Source organism: Streptomyces sp. NBC_01717, assembly GCF_036248255.1.
Lineage (GTDB): Bacteria > Actinomycetota > Actinomycetes > Streptomycetales > Streptomycetaceae > Streptomyces.
On the sequence record NZ_CP109178.1, the window covers coordinates 178,800 to 200,678 of the forward strand.

Below are 21,879 nucleotides of genomic sequence, written 5' to 3' on the forward strand. Positions count from 1 at the left end.
AGGACCACTTGATCACGATCGAAGATCACAAAACTATTGCCACTCCATGGCACCGGCGCACAGGACAGGTAGGTGTGGCAGTTCAGCGACGCAGGCGCCCGCCGGGCAGTGGGCCTGGAGGAGTGGCGGGTGTTCGTCAATCTGCGTCGCAGCCAGCGGCTCGCGCCGATGCGCCCGAGACCGTCTACGCGTGGTTCAGCGTCGGAAGCGCGACGGTCTACCGCTACGTGCGGAAGGCGATGGAGATCTGGCCGCGCTCGCACCGAGCCCGGCAGAGGCACTGCGCCCCCTCTCCCCCAAGCCAGCACGGCTGCTGTCCCCGCCACGACCGCACGATGGTGGGGACCAGCCGTGACGAAGAGCTGTGGACGGCTCTGGTGGGAAGGGGGCTGAGCCAATCGGTGTAGCTGCCGGATGAGCGGGCCTGTCGTCGGCACGGGGTGGGCAGGGATGGCGGCGGAGGTGTTTCCGAATGCCCAGCGGTGACGTGCTCGTACTCATCGATGACGGTGGCCGGGTGGTCGAGTGGGGACGTCCGGCTGAGGAGCTGTTCGGGTGGTCCGCCGAGGAGGCCGTCGGCAGGTCCGTGGCCACGCTCATGAGTGAGGCCGCCGCTGACGGTGAACGGCAGCGGGAAGGGTTCTCGGAGACGGCCTCGGTGCTGGTCAAGCCGGTGCTGCGAGGTACTTCCGTGATGTGGCATGTGCTCTCGGCAGGGGACGCCATGTCGGGGCAGGATGTGGCGATCTTGAAGGCCGTGTTCACCCATTCCCCGGTGGTACTGCACGTCCTCGACAATCAGCTGTGTGTGGTCCGCACGAGCACCGCTACCGGCGGGCTGCATGACGCACCGGTGGGACACCTGCTGGGCAAGCATTTCACCGAGGCGTATGAACTCGAAGACCCCGAGGCAGAAGCGGCCGTGGCGCAGGGAGTCCTGGAGAGCGGAGAACCGGTGATGAACCGGCTCGCCCGGCGCATCAAGGCACCGGACCGACCGACGCGCCGTATTCACTCCCTCTCCTACTTCCGCCTGGAGGACTCCCACGACGATGTGGTCGGACTGGTGACATCCGCGGTTGACGTCACCGAGCGGGAGAACACACAGAATCGCCTGGCGCTCCTGGACACAGTCCGCACACGAGTGGGGCACCGACTGAACGTGGGCAGTGTCTGTCAGGAGCTGGTGGAGGCGGTGGTGCCTGCCTTCGCCGGCATCGCCGACGTCGAAGTGATCGAAGACGTCATCCGCGGAGACGAGCCCCCGCCGGTGCCCGTCGACCGGGACGTTCCACTGCGCCGAGCTGCCTTCGAAGGCCGAATCGCGGGTCACCCGGTCGGAGTCGTGCGCCGTCTGCCGGTCGGCACCCCCTTCTCGGACGTCCTGTCCGACCTTCGGCCGCGCCTGGTATCGATCGATGAGGACAGCTCGTGGCCGGCCGCCGACCCGGCCCGAGCCGAAGTCATCAGGCGATCCGGTGCACACTCCCTGATCGTGGCGCCGCTGGCGTTGCGCGGCCATGCTCTGGGCGTGGTCAGCTTCTACCGCCACCAGCAACAAGACCCCTTTGAAGAGGGAGACGTCGCGGTGGCGTCCGCAGTGTGTGCCCATGCTTCGCTCTGCATCGACAACGCCCGTCAGTTCATGCGTGAATGGATTATCGCGCGAACCGTTCAGCGTCGGCTTCTTCCTCAACCACCGGCCGCACATGCCACCGTGGAGATCTCCCACCTCCACCTTCCCGCTGCGGAGGGCGGCGGCGCATGGTTCGACGCGATCGCGCTCCCCGGCGCACGGACCGCGCTGATCGTCGGCGACGTGGCAGGGCGAGGCATCGCCGCGGCCATCACGATGGGACTCCTGCGGACGGCCGTCCGTACACTCGCCGCCCTGGACATGCAGCCCGACGAACTGCTGGCCCGCCTCAGCGACACCGCAGCCAGTCTCGCTGCCGCGCGCGCAATGCTGCCTCCCACGGATCCCCTGAGCCGAGAGCCCCTCGCCGCCGGCTGCGTCATCGCGATCTACGACCCGGTCGAACTCACCTGCACCATCGCCCGCGCCGGCCTCCCGGAGCCGGTCGTGGTATTCCCCGACGGCACCTCGGCCGGTCTGTCCGTCCCTCCAGGTCCCCCACTCGCCGAAACAGGCAACGCCCCATTCCCCGCGACGACCGTCAGCCTCCGCGAAGGAAGCACTCTGGCGATGGGCACGGCCGCGCTCGCGGACCAGGTCCTGGCGCCGTCCGGTCCACTGCGCCCGCTCCTGGACGCCGTCGGCACAAGGCCCCTGCCGGACCTGTGCGACGACATCGCACACACACTCGCAGACGGCAACCGGACCGGCGAGGCACTGATGCTGCTCGCCCGCACGAAGGCGCTGCCCAAAGACCGGGTACTGACCCTCTCGCTGCCTGCGGGCCCCGAGGCCGCACCGATCGCCCGCGCGGCGGCCCGCCACCAGCTGGAGGCCTGGGGGGTGGACGAGGAGACGGCGTACACCACCGAACTCATCGTCAGCGAACTCGTCGGCAACGCGGTCCGCTACGGCACTCCGCCCCTGCAACTACGCCTGATCTTCGAGCAAATGCTGACCTGCGAGGTCAGCGACACCGCGACCAGCGCTCCGCAGGTGAAACATGCCCGCACCATCGACGAGACCGGCCGAGGACTGTTCATCATCGCAAGCCTCGCGGACCAGTGGGGCACCCACTACCGATCCCAGGGAAAGACCGTCTGGGCCGAGCAACCGACAGGCGTGTCAACGGAGCGCCGAAACGGTGCCGGACGTCCACGGTGAAGACGTCAGGCGGGGCCTGCCGCGCGACAAGTTGTATCGAGAACCCGTATCTCAACCGATCTTGGAACAACGGATCCCAACGAGGGTTCTGGTCGGGTGATCTTCCAGCTGTACGCGCCTGAAAGCAGGGCCTCTCGGTAACTCGGGTGATGGTCACACGGATGAGCCGGCTCTGGCAGGGCGACGGGCCGCCGACCAGCACTGAATGCCCCGGCACCACCCGGAAGCCGGCGGCGCGCTCGCCAAGGTTCGATGCGCGTGCCGGATGCCCCCGCCGGAGGTCTCCAGCGGGGGCATCCCGTGTGTGCGTCGGCGTTTCGGTACGCAGTGGTCGGCGTATCGCAACGCCGGGACGTCGGTCAGCTCCTCGGCAGGGCGAAGTCTGCCTTCGTCAGGCTGCCGCGCTTCACACTCACCTTCTTACTGCGCTTGCCGTAACCGTCATCAGTGACGGTGACGGTGATCTTGCGCGAGGTGAGCTTCAGCCACACGTCGTACACGCCACGGCTGTCGGCCGTGACCGTGATGAGATGCTTGCCCGCATGTGACAGGGCAACCGTCGCTCCTGGGAGGATCTTGCCGGTTGCCGCGTCGGTGACCTTGCCGGAGATCTCCCCCCAGGAGGCAGGGGCGGTCGCCTTCAGAGTGACCGGGACGGGTTGGTACACGTACGGCGTGTCGGTGATCATGGACAGGGTGGCCGCGTAGTCGCCCGGTGCCGTGAGGGCCTTGGCGTCAGCAAAGACCCGGACCCGAGTGGAGTGACCGGGCTTCAGTGTCACGGTCGTCTTGTTCTGCGACAGCCAGCTGACGTCGTCGCCGCCGCACTGGTCGAACCCGGTCAGCATCGCTGCGCCGGTGGTGGTGGATATCCCGAACGCATCAGCCGTCCCGCCGATCTGGGAAAGCCCGCAGCCGGTACCACGCCCGGCATCGGCGACCGCTTCGGGCGCGCTGGGCAGGTCGGTCCAGACATTGGCCACCGGGTCGTACTGCATGGCGCGGTGGGTCGTCGCCGCCACGCCGAACGGAGGGTAGTCCACGCCCCCGACGACCTGGAGCTGACCGTTGGCGGAGCTGTACGTCCCGTAGAGCTGGGTGTGCGGCATGTCGGTGGTTCGCGCCCAGGTGTCGCTCTTCGGGCGGTAGATGTACGTGTTCGCCATGGGAGTGGCGAGCCCGTTGGACTCGTTCAGGCCGCCCGCGCACACGATGCCGCCGTCGATCCCGCCGCATCCGCCGGCGTTCACGGCGACCGGATAGTCGGCGATCCGGCTCCAGGCGTTACGAGCCGGGTCGTAGCGGTAAACGGTCGAACTCGAGGACCCGTCGGCCGCGACTCCTCCTATCACGTACAGCTTGCCGTCAAGTACCGCGACGGCGGCACCAGCCAGTACCTGCGGGAGATCCGCCACCCGTGACCAGCTGTCGCTGTTCGGGTGGTACGCGTAGGTGGTGGAGGTCCACCCGATGGTCCCGCTCGCGTCGTAGCCGAAACCGCCGGCCACGTACAGTGTGCCGTTCACGAACGCGCCGGTGGCGGAGTTCCGCGGCTGCGGCAAGTCAGCGATCCGCGACCAGGACTGGGCAGCCGGATCGTATGCGTAACCGTGCCCGAGTGCGTGTCCTCCCAACATCTTGTCCATTCCGCCGACTGAGTACGTCCTGCCCTGGTACGTACCGACGATGCTGCCCCTGACCGGCTCGGGGTGGTCGGGCAGCGTTTGCCACGACCCGTCTGCCGCGGCCGGCTTCGTGGCGGCTTCAGACGTGGTGGCGTTCTGCTCGGCCACCGTGAGCTTGAGCGGCGCGTTGCCGGTGTTGGTGAGCGTGATGTCCTGGCTCACCTTGCCGCCCAGCGCGGTGTTCAGCGACATCTTTCCGGGCGCGACCTTCAACCGTCCGGCCTGCAGCGCGGGGTGGTAGGTGTGCACCGTGTCGGAGGCGGTGACGGTCGCCTTGGCCGTCACGTACCGCGGAGCGGTCGTGGTGAGCGTGTTCTGCCCAGCCTTCGAGCTGTACAGCCAGTAGAAGCCGTCAGGCAGGGTGGGGTCGTTCGGGGTGGCGGTGCTGACCGCGGTGGCATACATGTCCACGGCGCGGGCGGAAGTGTCCTTGACGGTGGCGCCGTTGAACGGCTGATGGGTGTTGGCGTCGCTGATGCTGCCCTGGATCAGCCCGCCGCCGAGTGTCCGGCACTGGCCGACCGACACACCGGACATCTCGAACATCGACTGGCCGTCGCCGCTGAAGTGGAAGCGGACCTGGACATTGCGGTGGCCCAGGGCCTTGGTGAGCGGGACCTCGACGTGTCCGAAGAAATTGTCCTCGCCCTGGTATACCCGCATCCAGGTTGCGCCGCCGTCGGTGGTGACGGACACGTCCGCCTCGGACCCCGCCGGCAGCAAGGACAGTGCATTGAACCGCAGGTCGGCATTCTTCTGCCCGGTCAGGTCGAACGGCGGCGAGATCAGAGCCGTGTCCTGCGCCTTGCCGCCGGTGCCGTAGGGGTTGGCGACGGCGAAGCCCGCGTCGCCGATGAGGTTCCACGACCCGTCGAACTGCCAGCCGAGTGCGGAGGGGTCCTTGTTGGTGACGGTCCAACCGTACTTCGGCTCCGTGGTCCAGCCCTCGAAGTCGGCTTGTGCGGGGTACGCGAATCCGGGCGCGGTGCACTGCTCGAGGTCCGCGGCTACGGAGATGTTGTGCTGTACTTCGCCCGTACCGATCTTGATCGTGGAGTCGGACGACCTGTATCCGGGATAGACCGGCGTGAGGTGCATCGTGTAGTCGGCCTGTTCGGGCAGGTCCACCGAGTAGGCGCCCGTCTTCGGGTCGGTGTACACCGCCCCGTGCGGGTAGCCGTCAATGGTGATCTTGGCGTAGAGCGGCCAGCCGTGCCCGGACCCGTCGGTCACCTTGCCTGTCACCTTGTGGTTCGGTGTCTTCGTCAGCGCCATGTCCGCGGTGGCGGTGTGGTCGGCGGTCACGGCGATGCCGCTACGGGTGCCGGTCCCGTAACCGAAGAGCGACGCCGACACGTCGTAGGTGCCGGCTGGGACGGTGACACGGTAGGCGCCTGTGCTGTCCGTCTTGGCGTGAGACAGGAACTGGTCGGCCTTGTCCGTCAGCGTGACGGTCGCCCCTGCGAGCGGCGTACCGGTCGTCCGGTCCGTCACCCGGCCGTGTACGACCCCGGACGGAGCCGGGACGAGGGCGGAGACGCCGTCCGGTGCGCCGAGTCCGGTGGGCCCGTCCCAGCCGGGACCGGCCTCGCACAGCACGTCGCCGCAGGCGCCGTTGACGCCCTCGGTGATGTCGAAGAGACCCTTGCTCTGGTGAGCGTAGGGGTAGGTCACCGGGTACGTGTCCGCGGCCGGGGTTCCCGCCAGTGCGTACATCGCGGCGATCAGCGGCGAGGACAGGCTCGTACCGCCCACCTGGAGCCAGCCGTCGTTGAGCGAGTTGTACACCGCCAGACCGCTTTGCGGGTCGGCGACCGCAGAGATGTCTGCGGTGGCTCTGCGCGGACAGTTCGTCGCAGATCCGCTCTGGTAGTCCGGCTGCGGCTCGAACGTGGAGCAGCCACTGCCGGCGCCGGACCAGGCGCTTTCCGTCCAGCCGCGCGTGGTGCCGGGGGCACGGGTCAGCAGCGTACCGCCGGTGGCGACGACGTTCGGGTTGGAGGACGGCCAGATGACCTCGTTGCCGGTGTCGCCGGAAGATGCGGTGACCACCACACCGGGATGGTCGTAGTCGGCCCCGCTCAGGTCGGACGCCTTGGCGTCCGCCAGACCGTAGGAGTTGGACACGAACTTGGCGCCGAGCTTCACCGCGGTTTTGACAGCGGCACCCAGGTCGGCCACGCTCGCGCTGTCCGCCTGGACCAGCAGGATGTGGCAGGCGGGGCAGGCCGATGAGACCGCGTCGACGTCGAGAGCGGTCTCCAGCGACCAACCAATGTTGTCCGGCGGGTAGTTGACGCCGCCTCGCTGGTCGGCCTTGCGGAAACACCCGTTCTCCGTGGTGCAGGCGGGCAGTCCGAACTGTTCGCGGTACTTGCTGAGATCGGCCTCCGCGTCGGCGTAGCCATAGGCGTCCACGATCGCGACGGTCTGGCCCTGGCCGGTGGCCGGCAGGTGGTAGGCGGACTGGATGTCCGTGGGAGTCAGGGCGGTGGACGGCGGCCCGGCCGCTCTGACCACGACGCGCTGGTCGGATGTCGTGCGCACCAGCGCCTGGCAGCTCGCGGTGTGCTTCTTCGGCGTCGGGGTGTTGCAGTCTGCGGGCGCGTAGTGGTGAACCAGGCCGGCGATTTTCGCCGGCGAGGGCTTATTGTCCTGCCGCGCCGCAGCAGCGTCCTTTTCTGCCTGCCGTGCCACCTGTGCCGGGACGGCGGCGGTGGGTTTCTTGGCCCCAGCTGCCGGATCGGCTGCGATGGCGGGAGCCTGCGCCGCGGCGAACAGGCTTAGGCAGGCGGCTATGAGGAATGAAACAGGAGCGCGCAAGCGCCCACGTCTTATCATGAACAGACAATCCTTCAGTCGGGGTGGGGCGGAGTCAGAGCGGTTCGTAGCCGGAGGGCTCATCGAGGTCGGCACCCTCTGCGTCTGCGCCCTCCGGTTCGTCGCGATCGTCGTGAAGCTCGCGCTCACACGAACTCATGTCTTTGCCGTCACTCATGAACAACCCTCAGTTGCTGTGTCCCGGACAAATGCAAGTCCGGCTGCGAGTATGAGTTCGGCAAGCGGGTGTGAGCGATTGGCCAAATGGGCTAAAGAATGCGTGGGCGTGCAGGAACAAGTCCGCGCCGATCAGACGCTCCCCGCCTGCGTCACGTGCACGGCCAGCGCTGTTCTGGACGTCACCCCGTATTTGCGCATGGCCGACTTCAACTGCGCCGTGACGGTGCTGGGTGACCTCGACAGCTCGGCGGCTATCTGTCGGTTCGTCAGGCCCTGCAGCATGAGCCGTACCACTTCCAGCTCCCGTGGCGACAGCTGGTTCCCGTATCCGCGCCGTCCGCCGCGTCTGCCGCCCCGCGCGGCAAGCGTGCAGCGCTCGACGCCCTCCTGCGCCCGTGCCGCTGCGTACGGCCTCGGCAGCTGCGACCACGCCTGGGCCGCGTTGCCCCAGGCCCGCGCTGCTGCGTCGAACTCTCCCCGGCCCTCGGCGAGCGCCGCCCGGCACTCCTGGAGTCCCGCATGTGCAGCGGGTGTGCACCGCCCACTCAGCCCGTCGTCGAACGCGATCACGAGGCGCTCGGCCTCCGCATGCCGCCCGGCCGCCGTCAGCGCAGCCACTCGCACGGGTGCGACGTCTGTCGCCCAGAACCAGATGCTCTTGCGCATGACCAGACGGATGGGGTCCTCGGTCAGGGCGAGTGCCTCCTCGGTGTCACCCGCGGCAAGCCTGAGCCGTGCCTGCGCCGCGGCGGGCTCCAGCCACAGGCCGATGGCACCGCGACGTTGGCCCTCCTCCCGCACCGTCCGCAGAAGACCTTCGACCTCCTCATCCGCGCCCGCCGTCGCCAGTTTCACCTGAGCCACCACCAGCAGGGCCTGCAGCCGGCACAAAGGCTCTTCGGCCACGTCCGACCACTGTCCGGCCCGCTCGGCAAGTCCCTGCCACGTGCCGGTCAGGTAGTCGAGGTGGAGGAGCGTCACCCCTGCCAGGTCCGCGAGCAACTGGTACGCGTGCCGCCCCGCGACGTCGACGGCGCTCGTCAGCCGCCGCCGGGCCTCCGAGTACCGTCCCCACCGGATCGCCGCATCGCCGATGTTCAGTTCGGCGCGGCCGCGCTGAAGCGCCAGCTGCGGTGTCGACTCGTCGTCGCCCAGTTCGTCGGCGAGCACCCAGCCCGACTCCTCACCGAGTTCGAGCAGTGCGGTCGTCCGGTTGACCAGCAAGGACAGCCGCTCATGCGGGGAGAGCGCCGCACCGGCAGTGAACTGCCGAGCCCGCTCCAACCAGCCCAGATGGGTCTTGACCGGCCATGTTCCGCTCAGCACCGGATATCCGAGCGCGGTCATCGCCCAGGCGCCGGCGTACGTCCCGTCGACGAGGTCGGGTATCGCCGGCTCCAACTCGGCTGCCGCAGCCGCGTACTCACCGAGTTGGATGAGGATCTGAGCGAGCTGACCGCGCACTTCGGCGCGGTCGCGCGCGCTGAGCCGGTCCGTTTCGAGGACGGCGCGCAACGTGGCCAGGACGTCCGCACGCCGGGTGTAGCCGGTGAACGCCTGGAACGGCATCTTCCGCACCAATGGGGCGACCGCTTCCGCGGGCAGCCCCGGTTCGTCGATCAATTCGTGCAGAAAAGCGAGGGCGGTGACGTGGTCACCGGACGCGAGGGCGATGTCCGCTGCCTGCTCGGCATACTCGCACCACCGCGCGATCTCGCCGGCCTGCCGGAAGTGATGGGCGAGCCGGCCGACGGGCCGGGGCCTGGCGGTCTCCAGCAGCGCGGCGGCGCGGCTGTGGGCGGCGCGCCGTTCGGACGCCGCAGCCCGGTCGTACACCGTCCGGGCGGCGAGCGTATGCCGGAAAGCGATACGGCCCGAACCGGATCCGTCCTCGACCAGCAGGCCACTGCGTACCGCCGCGGAGACAGCTGATTCGACCACGGTGGCGGCGGACCCCCCGGCCGGCGCGATGGCGGAATCTGCCGGACGGCCCGTCCTGCCCTCGAGGTCCGCATCCTGGCCGCTCCCCACCCCGGTCAGCCCACTGACCGTCCCCAGCGTTGTCTCGTCCGCCGGGTCGCTCAGGACCGCAGCCGCCAGCAGCACCCGCCGGGCGTCGGCCCCGAGCCGGGCCACCCGCTCGGTGACCGCGTCCCGGATCGTCGGCGGCACGGCGATCTCGTCGAGGGTGCGCCGCATCCATTCGCCGTCCCGCCGGACCAGGTCGGCCCGGTCCCGCAGCAGCCGGACGCACTCCTCCAGCGCGAGCGGCACGCCCTCGGTACGGTCGTGCAGGAATGTGGCGAACTCGGTGGAGACGTGTTCGTCGTCCAGCATCGACGACACGAGCTCCGCGGTGTCCGACACCGCGAGTCCGGTCAGGCCGACACGTGCGTGACTGATCCCCGCACCCGTCGGTACCCGGGAGGACAGCCGCAGCAGCAGGGAGTCGGCGGCCACCTCCTCGGGACGGCAAGTCATCACCAAAGTGAGCGGGAACGGCTGCCGGGAGGCCAGGAACAGCAGGAACTCCAGCGTCGCCTCGTCCGCCCAGTGCACGTCCTCGACGACCAGGACGTCGATTCCGAGACGGTCCAGGAGTTCGGTGAAGGCCCGGATCAGCCGGTGCCGGGCGGCGCCGGCATCGGCCAGTGGCTCTGGCGCGGAGGGCAGGCCGTCCGCCCATTCCGGGAACAGCGGCCGCAGCGTACCGGCCAGCGCCGACAGTCCGAGGTCCGCCACATCGGCGCCACTCGGTGCGGCCTGCCGGGCGGCGTCAACGATCGGGCCGAGGGTCAGTGCCTCGCGGAACGGCGGGCACACCGCCACCAGCGTGCGCGGACCTCCGGTGACGACCGCTGCCAAGGCCTCCTGCACCAAGCGGCTCTTACCGATGCCCGCCTCGCCCTCCACCAGCACAAGTGCGGGCAGTCGCCGCAACGCGTCCGTCACACGCCTCAGTTCCGCGTCGCGCCCGACAAAACGGGGGCGGCGGCATACGGGGGCTGTCGCCGGTGTGGTCACGGATCTCAAGTAACGCTTCCAAGGGGTCGGCAGGTGGCTGGTCAGCAGCTCGACGGGCTGTCCCGGTGTGCGGGGCTCCTGGCGTGCAGCTGGTCCACAGAAGTCGTTCCGGGCCGGGCCGCCGACTGCGGCCCCGCCCGGCAGGGTTGTTACGTCAGGTGACGTCAGCGCAGGCCGAAGGCCCGGGTGATTGTCTGCGAGACGCTGTTGCCGGCACTGGCCTTGGCGGTGACCCGGAGCGTGACGAAGCGCGCGGACTTCGGCGCGTGCAGGGCCGTCCGCCATCCGTCACCCCTGTGGCTCAGCTCGGCCCCCTGCCAGGTCGCCCCGCCGTCGTATGAGACCTCGAGCGAGGGCTTGCCGATGGCAGCTGTCGTGCCGGACAAGTGGGAGGCGGTCACCGTCAGCTGGGCCTGCCGGTCCGCCCGGCCGACCTTGTCGGTGTCCACGGCGTAGTCGAGCCCACCGGTGTCGAGCACTGCGACCTTGACGCCCTTGCCGGTGTTCCCCTGGGCCCAGACCTGCTGCGCGCCGATCTGGGCGGTCGAGTCGGCCAGGTCGGCCTTCACCTTGCCGTCGAGCCAGACCTTGGCGATACCACCCGCGAAGGCCGGGTTCGCCGATCGGGCCGCCGCCGCGCCGGAACAGTCGGTGAGCGCGGACCAGAACCTCGGCGCCTGCTCGCGGCTCTCCGCGACCGCCGCGCCCTGGATGCTGTCCAGCCGGCGGGCGACGGTCGAGCCGGCCACCTTCGGCCGGGTACGCAACGTGGCGGCGGCGTCGGTGTAGCGGACGATGAGCGGCAAAGCGGCGGTGTTCGCGTCGTCGTAGCCGTCAGCGATCAGCTGCGTCATGTTGAACAGCTGCTTGTCGAGCTTGCCCGCGCTGACGTAGGGCAGGGCGGCGTCGGGGTAGACATACGTCGAGCCGTCGATGACTGAGCGGTGGAAACCGATGGTGGTTCCATTCGGGCTTTCGAAGGACCGGACGGTGGTGCCGTCGGCGGCGGTGCCGATCGTGACCTTGTCACCGGTGATCAGGGTGACGCTATGCGTGCCGCCGCTTCCTGCCGGCTGGTCAACGGCGCCGACGAACGGCATGGGCCCGGTGTCCGCCGGTACCGCGGCGGTGGCCGGGATGACCCCTATCGTCACAGCGGCGACCACGGCAAACGCGATCGGCCCTGGCCGGGAAATGGGAACGCTGCGCAAGGAGACCCCTCGGGTGAGGTGAAACGCAAGAGCACATACGTTGCCCGGTGCCCTTTGCCACCACCTGGGGGTGCATGCGTCGATCACGCACCCGGGCCCAGGGTTGCATCGGTCATGTGACTGCATGGCCAACTCGTGGCCGCTCAGGTACCCGTGCGCCGTCGACTCCTGCTGACTGTGCGATCACCCTCACCTGCGAACGCTACGATCTCGACCTGATTCGGCCTGGACCGAAGGACGACCTTTTAGGAAGGATCACCCCAGACTGTCAGGGTCCGCTGAGGGCCTCGCGTATTCCGGACAGGCGCCTGACCGTCCATGTCACGCGGGGATTCGCAACTCCTTGTACCCAGCGTGGCCTTCACGCGAAGGACGGGAACCCACCGCCGAGTGGAGGCGTTTGCGCGAGTCTGCGAGCGGCACCGGCGCGGTCGGCGGACGACTCCCCGCAACCGCCGCCCCGACGAAGGACTCAGGCAGTCCTGGGGCGGCCGGGTACGGGCAGCACCCACCTGGAAGACACCTCCTCCTCGGATCCCACGATCTGATCTTCAAGAGATGCCCACAGGCGCGGGCCAACCCTGCAGCGAGCACTACGCCCAGGACCTCACAGCGACGGTCTAGAGGTTGGCGCGTTCCACGAAGAGGTTCCGCAGGTGGGTCAGGCTCCGCTCGGCCAGCGGGCGTAGGGCCGGGGCGGCAGCACGGGCGTCAGCTGACAGCCGGGCCACGGCGTCGGGGCCGAGGGTGTCCCTGGCCTCGGTGGCGAAGGACGTTTCGGTGAGCCAGTCGTCCAGAAGGCTGGGAGTGACCTCCAGGTGGAACTGGAGGCCCCAGGCAGCCGGCCCGGCCCGGAATGCCTGGCACCGGGTGGTGTCGGTGCGGGCCAGGACGCGAGTGCCGGGAGCGGGCACGATGCGGTCGCCGTGCCAGTGGAGCACAGCGGGGGCATCGGCCAGCGGGCCAACGACCGGATCGTCACGGTCCACCCCGTACAGCGGGGACCAGCCGATCTCACGCGGGTGGCCGAGCTCGGCACCTGTCCGCACAGCCAGGCCCTGGGCACGGGCGAGGAGCTGGGCTCCCAGGCACACGCCCAGTGTCGGGGTCCCGGACCGCAGCGCGTCGGCCAGGAGCCCCCGCTCCAACTTCAGGGCCGGATGACCTGCCAGGTCATCAGCGTTCATGGGACCACCCATCACGACCAGGCCCGCCAGGTCGGATACACGCGGCAGATCGCTCGCTGAGACGTCCCGCCTGTCGACCAGGTTCCGGATGTCGATGTCGAGACCGCTGCCGTCCAATGCGTCCAGGATCAGTCCGGGCTTTTCGACCTCGATGTGCTGCAGGACGAGGACAGTGCGCGCGGGCATGGTGGCGATCTCCTCGCAGGAACGGGGAATCGGGGATGAACCCATCCTAAATGTGGCAGGTCACCCGGACCGGAACAGACGCAGCCAGTGCACATCGCACGCCATGCCTCGACTCTCCACCGCCCATCTCAGGGACTCGGGACGGCGGCACCAGGGGCAGTCGAACTGGAGACCGCCTGGCGTAAAACCGTGCAGACGAGCAGGTCCGCCCCTGCTGCGGCGCGCACGACGAGGCCCTGGCATGGGCGCCAGGCATGCTCGCCGAACACCTGGAGGCGTCAGGTGAGTTCGCGCAAATCGAACACTTCGCGTGAGTGGCGCGGGGACCACGTACGTTCGCCGGGCCAGGTGAACGCCGGTCGATGTTCGCAGAGGTTGAATCTCGAGCTCAGTGCTTGAGGCTTGACATCAGGTCACGCATGTCGCTGATCATGGCCGGCTGGTACGGGGACAGGTCAGGGATGTCCGGCCCATCACCGACCACGTCCTTTTCGTCGTCGGCGCTCTGGTATTGCGTGGAGGCGGAGAGATTCAGCGAGAGGACTGCTCCGCCCTCCAGCACCCGCAACTCCAAATTGCCAGCATCCCGGGTCACCAGATACACCTTGTCGCCCAGGTCCGGAACCGTCTTCACCAATTCTTCAGGAACAACGCCAAGGTCAGTCACCCGTCGCTGCGCCTCGAATTCGTCGCCGGGGTCGGTCTTCTTGTGCAGTGCCACCGTGATTCCGACGGTGTAGTCGATGGACCAGCCGTTCCCGGGCCGTTCCGCCTTGGTCCGGGACCGAAGGGATATCAGGCACTGGGTCTGGTCGAGGGCGGCATGCCTCAACAGTCCTGAATCGACCATGGCGGTGGGCTCTCTCGGTGCGATCGCCGCGCCGATCGACTTCAGCTGCAGAGATGGGCAAGGGTCTTGGTCCAGCTGGTACCCGCGCATGTCCGGCTCCCGATCGCCCCATCCATACAGAGACAGGGCTGCCGCCCAGAGCGCCGACGCGATGACCGCCCCTCCCAGCGCCCACAGCCACGGCCTTCGCAGCCGACGTCCTCCAACGGGCTCCCGGTCGGGGTCGCCCATCACCTCACGGGTTTCAACCGCACCGAACTCCCCCGCCATCTCCAGCTCAGAAATCATCCTGCTCCCCCTCGGTCACGCCAGCCGCCTTCGGCATGATGATCGACCCACCCCTGCAGAGCCGGGAAGGCGAAGCGCGGACAGGGTGAACCCATGTGGTCACAGCACCAGCCACCGACGCGGCTCCTCAGCCTCCCTCCGAGGCGTTGAGGAGTACCAGGCCGAGCGGGGTGAGGCTGTGAAGCATGGAGTTTCGGTGGCGGAGGGAGCGGATCAGCCCGGCTTCGCGAAGAACGGTTGCGTGTTCGCTTGCGCTCGCCGGTGCGATACCTGCGCGAGCGGCCAGTTCCTTGGTGGAACAGCCCTGGTATTCCGCGATGGTGGCGAGCACCACAGTGCGCGTGCGGCCCAGAAGCATCGACGTACCGGAGGAGCCCACTTGGCCAGACGCGGAAGCAAGGGCGGTGAGCTCACGGGGGCGCTGGTCCGGACAGGCGGGGTAGCTCACGGAGACGGGCCGGCCGTCGGTGACGATGGCACGCGTGCAGAACATCGACGGGATGAGCAGGAAGCCTTCCCCGTCCAGGTAAAGGTCCCGGTCGGCTCCGCCAACCATGCGCACTTCCAGAACCGGCGAGTTCCACTGCATCCATTGCGGGTTGGCCTGGGTCAGCAGCTGCTCGACACCGCCGGTGAGCCATTGCTGCACGCGCAGAGTCCGGTCGACCGCCAGGAGTTCGGTGATCTGGGCCCAGTACGGAGCAAGCAGACATGTGTGGAGATCGCTGAGCCCCGTGCAGAGCTCGGCAAGCAAAGATGCATCATCCGCAAGACGGCGAGCCCACCCGGGCAGCGAGGGATGACGATCTGCTGTCTCCAGCAGACTCGTCCTTACACGTTCGCGAGGTGTGCTGCGTACCTGCTCCAAAAGATCTTCAATAGCGCCCACTTTGGCAGGGCTGAGGAAGCCAGGCGAATATCCCACAGCAGGCATGAGAGCCAGGGCCACACGAGCCTGGGCAGACAGCTGTGCGCGAGCACGGTGCCGCCAGACATCGAGACGAGCCGGCTGGCCGCGGCTCTGCAGGGCTCGCGCGGCAAGTTCCAGCTCGTGCAGTGGCATCGGCGCCTCGGCCACACGTGTCCGGGCCAGATCCTGAACCGTGAAATGTATGCGGTAGACCATGACAGCCTGGGGTGATCCTTCCGGAATGTCGTTCTTCAGATCAGGCCGAACCAGGTCGAGATCGTAGCGATCAAGGGCGACGCTGGGCCCACCAGCCAGCCGACATGCTAAATGGCGCAAACAGATGCATGCGGCGGCACGGTGTGACGAAGAATGGGCGCGATGGCCCTGGGCCCCGCGATCGCGGTGCTGAGCGACCGGAAGACCACCGGCGCACCGCCTCTGCCCGGCGGCATCCACGAGATCTGGCTGGACTGCAAGGTCAAGGCGGCCCTTGCGGACAGCACAGCCCAGATCGGCGCGCCGCATGTCTGGGACGAGGGCGCCATTGGTACCGGTGGCACCGGTGTCCAGGCAGCCGAACTCTGCCACGCGCGACAACTGTCGCTGCACAAAGATCTCGACCGTTACGACCTGCTCGTAGTCAGGCAGGAGCCGCAGCGTGTGCGGGCAAGGGGCTTACCGATGTGACCCACCCCATTCCGGGCTCGTCGGTCGGAAGGCGCCAGGCCATGTCAGCCCTCGTCGGGCCTCAGACGCAGTGAGATGCTGTTGATGCAGTAGCGCTGATCGGTCGGGGTGGGAAAGCCCTCACCCTCGAATACGTGCCCGAGATGCGATCCGCAGCGGGCGCAGCGGACCTCGGTTTGTACCTCGCCGTACGACCGGTCTTCGGCCAGTTCGACTGCGGCTGCGTCCTTCGGGTCGAAGAAGGAGGGCCAGCCACAGCCGGAGTCGAACTTTGCTTCTGAGGTGAAGAGTTCGGCACCACAGGCACGGCAGGAGTAGACGCCTCTCGTCTTGATGTCGGTGTACTCGCCTGTGAATGGCATCTCCGTGGCAGCGCGGCGCAGGACCTGGTATTCGGCAGGGAGCAGCTCGGCGCGCCACCGCTCGTCCGGCTTTTCAATTTCGTACGACATGAAGCTCAACCTCACAACAGATGTTAACGGGGAAGGGTGGGGGGAACGGTCCAGGCCCGGCCATCGGGACGGTCGCACATCGCTCCCGTGCCCGCGGTCAGACGTCCGTGCCAAAAGCTTGCCTGAGCGTGGCGATGACCTGGGCAGTTGCTGCGCGGGCTGCGTGCGCGGACGCCAGTGCGTTGAGCATGACGAAGTCGTGTGTGGTCCCGCCGTACCGGGTCGCGGTGACCGACACTCCCGCAGCGCGGAGCTTCGCCGCGTACGCCTCACCTTCGTCCCGCAGGACGTCGGCCTCCGCGGTGATGACGAGCGCCGGGGGCAGGCCGGAGAGCTGCTCCTCGGTTGCCCGCAGCGGACTGGCGGTGATCTCGGCGCGTTGCGTCTCGTCGGTCGTGTACTGGTCCCAGAACCGTTGCATGGCGTCGCGGCGCAGGGGGTGGGTCTCGACGGACTGGTGATGGGAGCGGGTATCGAAGCTCGCGTTGGTGATGGGGTAGAACAGCACCTGCTGGATGAATGAGACGTCCCCGCGTTCCTTGGCCAGCAGTGTCAGGGCCGCGGCTATGTTGCCGCCTGCTGAGTCGCCGACGACGGCCAGCCGTTCGGGGTCGATGCCGTGTTCGGCGCCCTGGCTCGTCAGCCATCGGGCCACCGCGTAGCACTCCTCCAGCGCGAAGGGGTAGCCCGCTACGGGGGCCGGTGTGTATTCGGGGAAGACCAGTGCGGTTCGCGCGCCCAGTGCTAGCTCACGCACCAGCCGCCCGTGTGTGTCGGCATTGCCGAAGGCCCAGCCAGGGCCGTGGATGTACAAGGTGGCGGGCAGTGTGCCGGTGACTCCCTTGGGGCGCAGGATGCGCACCGCGACGCTGCCCTTCGGTCCGCCGGAGAGCGCGACCCAGCGGTCGTCCATCTCCGGCTTGTCGTGCGCTGCGGACTGCGCTTTCTCCAGCGCGGTGCGGCCCTGCACGGGTGCTGGATCGAACGGGAACGGTGGTGGCGCGGTCGCCTCGGCGAGTTCGCGAGCGGCCGGCTCCAGAACCGGTTCCCTCTGGGGTGGGACGTAGTCAGGCATCATAATTCCTTGGCTGGTGAGGGTACCGCGCGCAGGGCACGGAGATCACCGCAGGTAAACGCCCGTTGATTGTCAAGGGCTGGCCGAAACCGTGTAGCGCGGGGCTGCGTGCAATTCAACTTTCCCAAGAGCGTCTGTGCATCGATCATGTGACTGTGGGCGCGTTCGCGCGTGTGTGACAGCCGACGTGGCGGAGAGCCTTCAGAACGCCCGCCGGCCAGGCGATCATCGCCCTGGAGTCCTGTCGGGATCGGCGCTCACCGTGAATGATCGACAACGGCCTCTCAGGTGCGCTCGTCGCCGCCGTTCAGGAGCAGGAGCAGTTGCAGCGCCTCGAGGTAGATCCACACCAGGGTCAATGTGAGGCCGAAGGCCGCCAGCCAGGACTCCTCGCGTGGCGCACTCATCGACAGGCAGCAACACCCACGCAAGGACGGCGGAGAACACGACCATGCCCAGTGTCATTGCTGTCCGGGCCACGACGTCGTCGATAGTCATCGCACTGCCGGATACCTGCTGCGCAGCAGCGAGCTGGGTGTCAGGCGGAGTGCCCGCGTTCTGTGCTGTCTGAGTGGGGCTGGGCGTGTCCTGCGCGTAGGGGTTGACGATCGCGGCGGAGTCATCGGTGTGCGGCTTCGGCTTCTGTTCGTTGAAGCCCTGTTGCTGCGGTTGAACACCCGTTGCGAGAAGACGGGATTGCTGCTCTGTAATTCACTCATTCCTCTGTGGTCGCATCCCTGGTTTCGACAGGGATCTGGGATCCGAGTACCGGCACTGCGGGATGCCCAGAACGGCTTTCATCCGTGCCCTATGACGTGGGTGCCGACAGCGTCAGTCGCCCGTCAACGAGGAGGGGCGTTGGGGGACCTGTCTTCTTCTGGGTAAGGCCATGGGGCATGCCTGGGACAGTGCGCGCTCCTGACCTTCGCCGCGGCACGAGACAACTTCGAACTCGACGCCGTCATCGCCGCCTTCCGCCCAACCTAGCGGCGGCTCGGGCAGGAACGGCGCCAGGAAGGTTCCGGTCCCCATGAAGGCGGAATCCGCGCCCGGATGTTGTCCGATCGTGCAACACCGGGAGGTGATGGTCTTGCACCGCGGTGCAAGAGGAGGACGGTCGTGAACAGCCCGCACAGCGCCCGAGGTCAGGCTGCGGTGGGGAACCAGCCCTCCAACCTGGTGGGACCGTCTTGTCCATGGATGCGCTCGCCCATGCGTCGGGGAGGAACAGCCACGTCGGCTGGACGCGGGCGGACCTGCCACCCAGGCAATCCCTTTGTGCGGACGCCCGCCTCGAACGCGCCGCGGTGCTGACATTTTGCCCCTGGCCGACGAAGCGGCAGGATCAGGCGTCGGCCCGTTTCGGCAGCTGCCAGTTCGGTCGCGGAAAGTGGCAGGTGTACCCGGCCGGATAGCGCGTCAGATAGTCCTGATGCTCCGGCTCGGCTTCCCAGAATGCGTCGGCCGGCACAACTTCAGTCACGACACTTCCCGGCCACAGGCCAGACGCCTCGACATCGGCGATGGTGTCCTGCGCGACGCGCCGCTGCTCGCCGTCGAGGTAGAAGATGACGGAGCGATAGCTGGCGCCGAAGTCGTTCCCCTGCCGGTTCTTCGTCGTTGGGTCGTGGATCTGGAAGAAGTACTCCAGGATGGTGCGGTAGTCGGTGACGGCAGGGTCGAAGGTGATCTCGATCGACTCTGCGTGGTTTCCGTGGTTGCCATAGGTCGGACGGGGCATGTCGCCGCCGCTGTATCCCACCCGGGTATCCACGACACCGGGGAGCGTCCGGAGCAGATCCTGCATGCCCCAGAAGCAGCCGCCCGCGAGCCATGCTCTCTCAAGTTCGCTCATAACTTTGTTCATCCTTCTTCCATGTTCAGGAACACACGCATACAGGTCGGTGCCCGTCCAGGGCGACGGGGCGGAAACGTCTGGGCTGAGGTACTTCCGGGCAACCCACGCGTCTGGCCGGTTCGTACTCCTGCGGTCTGCTGCCGGCAGTATTTCGGCGGCGGACAGCCCGGCACGAAGGCCCAGACTGCTGGCCCGTACCCCCACGTCACCGCCGTCTGCACCCATGACCACATCAAGGAGGGTTGCGGCCACCCGTCGCAGCGGACCGTGTCAAGCGTCCGAGGTGCTTCACAGAGCCTGCCGGATGTCGTTCGGGCGTCGCACGGACAACGGCGATCGGTTTGTTCAGGTGTATTTGTCGCAGGCGGCACGCCTTGCCAGCCTCTTCTTGGGTGTCTCATCTGTACGTACGAAAGGTGACGAGTGCATGGGAAAGCCGGTCCCGCGCTGCGGTCTCACGCCCTGAGACATGGGACCGCAGCCGGGGGTGTTGCGGGACCCGCCGTTTGAGGGGGCCGGATAGGGTCGGCCCAGTATCCGAGTGTTCATGTGTAGGCGGCTTGGGGCGCCCGTGGACGGGACGCTCTGTGCGGCCGCGTGCCCCGGGGCGGCGGGACGGCTCGGTGTCGAGCCGCCCCGCCTTGCTACGGCCTCGGGCATGCGGAGGGCGGCCGTCAGCGCATGGAGCGGAAGCCGGTGCGGACCTCGTTCACGAAGAGCTCCGGCTGCTCCCAGGCGGCAAAGTGACCGCCCTTGGGGAGCCGGTTGTAGTGCACGAGGTTCGGGTAGGCTTCCTTCGTCCAGCTCTTGGGGGCCTGGTACAGCTCATCCGGGAAGACGCTCACGGCGGTCGGCAGCTTGACGCCCTTGACGCCGAAGAACAGAGACGTGTTCTCCCCGTACAGGCGCGCCGCGGAGACCGCGGTGTTCGTCAGCCAGAACAGGGTGATGTTGTCCAGGACATCGTCGCGGGTCAAGCCCTCGCTCACGCCGTTGAAGGAGCGGGTGATCAGCTCCAGGCTGGCCTTGTCGTGGTCGAGCATGAAGGCCGCCAGGCCCACCGGGGAGTCCGCCAGGGCCGTCAGCGACTGCGGGCGCGAGCCCATCATGTACGCGTAGTAAGCGTGCCGGTACATGAAGTCCAGCTGCTCCACCGTCTGCTTCTCCTCGTCGCTGAGGACGACGCCGGACGGCAGCGGGTTGCCGGCGATGAGGGCGCGCTCGATGGCGGGCGGGGTGACACCGGCCATGTTGCTGTGGATGCCGACCAGGCCCACGGGCTCCTGCACGCCCATGAAGTCCGTGACGATCGCACCCCAGTCGCCGCCCTGCGCGACGTACTTGGTGTAACCCAGGCGCTTCATCAGCTCGCCCCACGCACGGGCGATCCGCTCGGGGTCCCAGCCCTTCGCGGTGGGCTTGCCGGAGAAGCCGTAGCCGGGCATCGACGGGATCACCACATGGAAGGCGTCCGAGGCGTCACCGCCGTGGGCCGTCGGGTTCGTGAGCGGCTCGATGATCTTCAGCTGCTCGACGACCGAGCCCGGCCAGCCGTGCGTGACGATCACCGGCAGCGCGTTCTCGTGCTTGGAACGGACGTGGATGAAGTGGATGTCCAGACCGTCGATCTCGGTGATGAACTGCGGGTAGGAGTTCAGCTTCGCCTCGACCTTGCGCCAGTCGTACTCCTTCGCCCAGTACCGCGCCAGCTTCTGCATCGTGGCGAGCTGGGTGCCCTGGGACTGGTCGCCGACGGTCTCCTTCTCGGGGAAACGCGTGGCCTCGATGCGCGCCCGCAGGTCCTTGAGGTCCGCCTCGGGGAACTCGAACGTGAACGGACGGATCGCATGCTGGTCAGAGGTAACAGACATGGTGGTCTCCTTGATGTCTAAATGAATTGCAGGTGAGGCAGGATCCGGCGCCGAGTTCGCAGAAGTATCCGCGACTCGTCTCCCCCGCCGGTGCAGGGTCGTGTGACCCGATCCCGCTTTCCGGCGCAGTTCCAATATTGGGCGTGGGATGCCGCCTCGGTAATCTGGAATGTGACCTAGATTCCGCAGGGGTGGTGCCGTTCTTCCTCGGTAACTTGACGCGGCATCTCACTGGTGTCGCGGCCAGTCATGCGACTTAGGTGATGTCGTTTGGGTCATCGGGCAGACCGGAGGAAGACGCCTGCAATGTGCGTCTGGCACGTAGATGATTGCGGCCTTCTCGTAGGGGTGGCGATGCCTCGTCACCCCGGTTCAGGCGGTCGATGCGCCGCTCGGCGCGGTTGCGCTGTTTCGCGTGCCGTCGGCCGGTGCCTCCTGTCTCGCCTGCCGTGACAGTCAATGGCCACGCCGGCCGGCCGGGGGGGTCACCGCGCGGGCCCTGCGCAGGTAGTGGTGGAACGCTCGAGAGGTGTATGCCTTGTGGGCCAGGACTCCATCCGGCCTGGTGCGGGGCGCGTCGTCTTGGGCGGGGAACGCGCACGCAGACCGTGACATCGGCGAAGGCCGGCCCGTCTTCGGGCCCACAGCGGCGACGCCATGAACGCTTGCAGTGCCTGCGCCACGCTGTCCCCTGGCCCGGTGTGCCCGTGCCGCATCCATACCATCCCGGGCGCCGGCCTTGGAGTTGGCACCCGTGCAACCGTGACCAGCGCCTTGGCCGCGCGGCCTGCCCGA

At 67.8% G+C, this 21,879-nt stretch carries 12 protein-coding genes and 2 pseudogenes; 2 read left to right on the plus strand and 12 right to left on the minus strand.

Annotated features, from left to right (window positions below; genetic code table 11):
• The first annotated feature begins 472 nt into the window (after positions 1–472).
• The gene (locus OHB49_RS00850; protein WP_329157056.1) at positions 473–2,800 is read left to right on the plus strand and encodes an ATP-binding SpoIIE family protein phosphatase; all 2,328 of its coding nucleotides are present in this window, start codon (positions 473–475) and stop codon (positions 2,798–2,800) included.
• A 359-nt stretch (positions 2,801–3,159) separates the two neighbouring features.
• Here OHB49_RS00850 and OHB49_RS00855 read toward each other — a convergent pair whose 3' ends face one another.
• The 6 genes from OHB49_RS00855 to OHB49_RS00880 form a co-directional block, all read right to left on the minus strand.
• Positions 3,160–7,308: a carboxypeptidase regulatory-like domain-containing protein gene (locus tag OHB49_RS00855; protein ID WP_329157058.1), complete on the minus strand. Its 4,149-nt coding sequence runs from the start codon at positions 7,306–7,308 to the stop codon at positions 3,160–3,162.
• Between the two features lie 306 nt (positions 7,309–7,614).
• Positions 7,615–10,509, minus strand: coding sequence for a helix-turn-helix transcriptional regulator (locus OHB49_RS00860; RefSeq protein ID WP_329157060.1), 2,895 nt, complete (start codon positions 10,507–10,509; stop codon positions 7,615–7,617).
• 164 nt (positions 10,510–10,673) lie between these two features.
• Positions 10,674–11,663 (minus strand): hypothetical protein, encoded by a 990-nt coding sequence (locus tag OHB49_RS00865; RefSeq protein WP_329157062.1) that lies wholly within the window; start codon positions 11,661–11,663, stop codon positions 10,674–10,676.
• A gap of 677 nt (positions 11,664–12,340) precedes the next feature.
• Positions 12,341–13,093, minus strand: coding sequence for a type 1 glutamine amidotransferase (locus OHB49_RS00870; protein ID WP_329157064.1), 753 nt, complete (start codon positions 13,091–13,093; stop codon positions 12,341–12,343).
• A gap of 388 nt (positions 13,094–13,481) precedes the next feature.
• Positions 13,482–14,213, minus strand: coding sequence for a hypothetical protein (locus tag OHB49_RS00875; RefSeq protein WP_329157066.1), 732 nt, complete (start codon positions 14,211–14,213; stop codon positions 13,482–13,484).
• A 145-nt stretch (positions 14,214–14,358) separates the two neighbouring features.
• Complete coding sequence (locus OHB49_RS00880; RefSeq protein ID WP_329157067.1) at positions 14,359–15,357, minus strand: winged helix-turn-helix domain-containing protein; 999 nt, start codon at positions 15,355–15,357, stop codon at positions 14,359–14,361.
• A 153-nt stretch (positions 15,358–15,510) separates the two neighbouring features.
• On the opposite strand from OHB49_RS00880, the gene OHB49_RS00885 reads away from it, so the two are divergent.
• Positions 15,511–15,828 (plus strand): hypothetical protein, encoded by a 318-nt coding sequence (locus tag OHB49_RS00885; protein ID WP_329157068.1) that lies wholly within the window; start codon positions 15,511–15,513, stop codon positions 15,826–15,828.
• Positions 15,829–15,872: 44 nt separating this feature from the next.
• On the opposite strand, the gene msrB is transcribed toward OHB49_RS00885, so the two are convergent.
• The 6 genes and pseudogenes from msrB to OHB49_RS00915 all read right to left on the minus strand — a co-directional run bounded on the left by msrB (position 15,873) and on the right by OHB49_RS00915 (position 21,084).
• Positions 15,873–16,280 (minus strand): peptide-methionine (R)-S-oxide reductase MsrB, encoded by a 408-nt coding sequence (gene msrB, locus OHB49_RS00890; protein ID WP_329157069.1) that lies wholly within the window; start codon positions 16,278–16,280, stop codon positions 15,873–15,875.
• Positions 16,281–16,377: 97 nt separating this feature from the next.
• Positions 16,378–17,355: an alpha/beta hydrolase gene (locus tag OHB49_RS00895; protein WP_329157071.1), complete on the minus strand. Its 978-nt coding sequence runs from the start codon at positions 17,353–17,355 to the stop codon at positions 16,378–16,380.
• A 284-nt stretch (positions 17,356–17,639) separates the two neighbouring features.
• Positions 17,640–17,768, minus strand: a pseudogene (locus OHB49_RS00900) (Bax inhibitor-1/YccA family membrane protein); the annotation flags it as partial.
• A 31-nt stretch (positions 17,769–17,799) separates the two neighbouring features.
• A pseudogene (locus tag OHB49_RS00905) lies at positions 17,800–17,853 on the minus strand (hypothetical protein); the annotation flags it as partial.
• Between the two features lie 847 nt (positions 17,854–18,700).
• Positions 18,701–19,210, minus strand: coding sequence for a peptide-methionine (S)-S-oxide reductase MsrA (msrA, locus tag OHB49_RS00910; RefSeq protein ID WP_443079628.1), 510 nt, complete (start codon positions 19,208–19,210; stop codon positions 18,701–18,703).
• Positions 19,211–19,887: 677 nt separating this feature from the next.
• The gene (locus OHB49_RS00915; protein WP_329157072.1) at positions 19,888–21,084 is read right to left on the minus strand and encodes an epoxide hydrolase family protein; all 1,197 of its coding nucleotides are present in this window, start codon (positions 21,082–21,084) and stop codon (positions 19,888–19,890) included.
• Between the last annotated feature and the right edge of the window lie 795 nt (positions 21,085–21,879).